We start from the raw sequence: 4,071 nt of genomic DNA, 5'->3' as shown, positions 1-4,071 counted from the left end.
GTAAAAACAATAGATAACCCTAATTTTACAACGGTCACAACGACAGGTGCAGTGAATGCGAATTCGTTGGCTGTAACCAATAATGCAACTGTTGGAGGTACATTAGGTGTTACAGGCACATTAGGGGTTACCGGATTAGCCACATTAAATAGTGGGGCTGATTTAAATAATCAGAAAATTACCAAACTGGCAGTCGGTACGGCCGATACGGATGCAGTTAATCTGGGACAGATCAAGACACTTTTAAGTGTTGATCCAAGTAAAGATTATAATGGCATTAAGTATTTCCGTGCCAAATCGACAGCAGCGGATGCGCAAGCGAACGGTGATGAGTCTGTTGCAATCGGCCCACAATCCAAAGCGAATGGAAAGAGTGCAATCTCTATTGGCGATCAGGCAATTGCTGCTGCGGATTCAAGCATTAGTATGGGGAAAACTGCCAACGCGATGGCTATAGGTAGTATCAGTATTGGTGAAAAATCAATTGCTTATAAAGACAACAATGTTGCCATTGGTAAGGAAGCGGTTGCACTGGGCTTAAATAGTACAGCAATTGGTTCAACCACAGGGACACCGCGCCAGCCTGTTTATACAACAGATGCAAATGGTAAAATTACTGCAATAGATGGCATCTCTGTAACTACGACAGGAGCGGGTACGGATTTAACAGATATTATTGAAATTAATGGGGTGCCGGTTACAAATACTGAAGTTAATAGCTTCGTGGCATCGTTAAGCAGCGGTGCGAATCTTTCTCTTGGAAAGAATAGTATAGCTTTGGGCACTTCTAATTTGGCAGCCGGTGAATCTAGTGTTGCTCTTGGTGACTCATCTAAAGCTGTTGCAAAGGATGCGATTGCAATAGGTCGAAATGGTAATGCTTCAGGAGGGCAAGCAATTTCGATTGGTGCTGGAGCTCAAGCAGCTGCAAGCGGTGCACTGGCTGCCGGCGGAGCATCTAGTGCGGGCCGTGATGGTGCTGTTGCATTGGGTCAAGGTGCTTTTGCAAATACAACAGCTGGTATTTCAATTGGTCAGAATGCGGGAGTGGGTACATCACAAGGTATAACGAATGACCGTACAGACCACATTGCTATTGGACATAATAGCGGTCAAAATGTTATTGGTAATCGAAATATTGCTTTAGGTGTTGGCGCTGGTTCCAACCTGTCAGCGGACGGTAATGGCAGCTCAGATCACAATATTGCGATTGGGGTAAATGCAGGAAGCAATTTAAGTGGTGATGATAATATTGCGATTGGCCGGGATGCAAATAAAAATATAACAGCAGTTGTTGTTGAATCTGTAGCAATTGGTTCACGTGTGGATGCAACAACAGGTTCGACCGTGCTGGGTAATGAGGCCAAAGCTTATGGCGGTGATTTTGCAACTGTTCTGGGCTATAAAGCAAAAGTGACAGGCGATTCTGGAACGGCATTGGGGCGTGACTCGGAAGCTAGTGCCAACAATATTGCTCTAGGGGCATCCAGTGTAGCGAATGGAACTTCAACTGCTGCGGCTTATTTGACAGCTGAAACAAAAATGGGCGGCTATAATATAGTTTCTGTTGGTCAAGCTGGACAAGAGCGTCGTATTACCAATGTTGCAGCGGGTGCCAATGCTACAGATGCAGTCAATGTCAAGCAATTACATGAAGCGCAAAAAAGTGTCGCAAGCTTGATTGGTGGAAAAACAGGCGTCGATCCAGTTACAGGGGGATTTACAGGCTACATTATTGAATTGACAGATAAAAACACAAACCAGACTCATCAATATAAAGATGTTGCGAGTGCAATTAATGCAGTGTCATCTGGTGCAATTAGTGTTTTACCTGGCAACGCTGTCATGTATACCGCTGATGGCCGCATTTCGAATGTTACTGCAGGAACACAAGCTACAGATGCTGTGAATTTGGCACAGCTTAATCAAGCTATTGCAGATAATGGACAACATCATGTCTCCATTAATAGTAAAAATCCAGCGAATAAAAATAATACGGGAGCAACTGCTGACGAGTCGCTAGCAATTGGTGCTGGCGTCACAACAAGTAATGCAGGTGTAAAAAGTGTTGTTGTAGGTTTTGATGCTGCAACTAATGCAAAAGAAAGTGTTGCAATTGGTAATACCAGCACACTAGCAAATGGTGATGCATCTATTGCGATTGGTAAGACTGCTTTAGCAAGAAGTACAAACAATATTGCAATGGGTACCAATGCCAGCAGTAATGGTATGGAAAGTATTGCAATAGGTACCAATATTCAAATTGATAAAACCACTGGTACTTCTGACTATGCAGTAGGTATTGGTAGTTATTCAGAAGTACAGAATGCTGATCAGGCCATTGCAATTGGACGTAAAGCAATTGTACAGGGCGATAATGGAACAGCAATTGGCCATGAGTCACGAGCAGCAAAAGAAAATGCGAGTGCATTGGGTAATTTTGCTAAAGCAACTGCAGTAAGTGCTAATGCTATTGGTAACTATGCAACAGCAAGCGGAACAAGCGCCAATGCAATTGGTGATAATGCAAAAGCGACTGCTGGTAATGCCAATGCGATGGGTAAAAGTGCAGAAGCAACAAGCACAAGCAGTAATGCGATTGGTGATCGTGCAAAAGCTGCAGCTGATAATGCCAGCGCAATTGGTACCAATGCGCAAGCAACAGGTATTAATGCGAATGCTATGGGTAAGGGTGCAAAAGCATTTGAACAAGATGCAAGTGCAATTGGTACAGGCGCTCAAGCATTCAGACAGGATACGCTTGCGTTAGGTACAAGTGCCGTTGCAAGTGGCCTCAATGCATCTGCTATAGGTAAAAGTGCAGACGCAGCAGGTTTAAATGCGAATGCATTTGGTAATGGGGCTAAAGCTGGTGCTGAAAGTTCGAATGCTATAGGGACAGGTGCTAATGTATCTGCAACCAATGGTTTTGCTTTAGGTACTAATGCAACAGTTACACATACAAATGCAATTGCCTTAGGTAGTGGATCGATTTCTGGTAATGCAACACCAACAGCAAGTGCAATTGTTAACGGTAAAACCTATAATTATTCAGGCATAAATCCAACATCAACTGTGAGTGTGGGCAGTTTAGGCAATGAACGTCAAATCATTAATGTCGCTGCAGGTCGAGTATCTGCTTCAAGTACTGATGCAATTAATGGTAGCCAGTTATTCCAAACCAATGAAGAATTAGCCAACCTAGCGAATAAAACAGCACAAGCATTAGGTGGTGGGGCATTAGCCAATCAAGCTACTGGAGCAATTAGTGCGCCAAGTTATACCGTCACAACTAACCCGGCAGGATCAGGTACAAAAACTACGGTTAATAATGTAGGTGCAGCCTTAACTGCATTAGATACCGCATTGAATCAACCATTAAGCTTTGCTGGTGATACGGGGACTCAAATATCGCGTAAACTTGGTGAAACGCTCAATGTGAAAGGCGGTGCAACAGGTACACTTGCTGCAACCGGGAATATAGGCGTGGTTGCCAATGGAACAAATCAGCTAGATATTCGTCTTGCTGAAACAATAAATCTTGGTGGCAATGGTAGTGTGACAACAGGCTCTGCGAGCATAAAAAATAATGAAGTTAAAGTCGGTACAAATACTTTAACGGATACTGGATTAAAAGCCGGTAATGTGAAGGTAAATACTTCGACAAATGATGTTACTGGGTTAAGCAATATAACGTGGAATCCTGCAGGCACTTACAATAGTGGTCGAGCAGCGACCGAGGAACAGTTGCTTTCTGCACAAAATCAGCTAAATACAACTTTAACTGATAAAGGTTTCAGTATCTCAGCCCAAGGTGCTAATTCAGATAAAGTTAAGCTAGGTGAAACAGTTGATTTCCGCAATACAGATGGAAATTTAGTTGCTACCCGCAGTGCGGATAATACTATTAACTATGATTTAGCCAAAAATATTAGTGTTGACAAAGTGACTCTTGGGAACATTATTATCGACAAAGCGACAGGGATCAATGCAGGCAATCAGAAGATCACCAATGTTAAAGCTGGGGATGTCAATTCAACATCTACAGATGCCGTGAATGGCAGTCAGCTA

1 protein-coding gene is annotated in these 4,071 nt (G+C 43.1%); it reads left to right on the top strand.

Translation table 11 applies throughout. The annotated features are described in order from the left end of the window. Positions 1-51: 51 nt before the first annotated feature. Positions 52-4,071, top strand: a 4,020-nt coding sequence (locus tag F967_RS13305; protein WP_416201992.1) for a beta strand repeat-containing protein, incomplete at its 3' end; no start/stop codon positions are given.

The sequence above is a fragment of the Acinetobacter sp. CIP 102637 genome, from assembly GCF_000368425.1.
GTDB lineage: Bacteria > Pseudomonadota > Gammaproteobacteria > Pseudomonadales > Moraxellaceae > Acinetobacter > Acinetobacter parvus.
The sequence above is the reverse complement of the archived record's forward strand: the minus strand, read 5'-3'. Positions and strand labels throughout refer to the sequence as shown.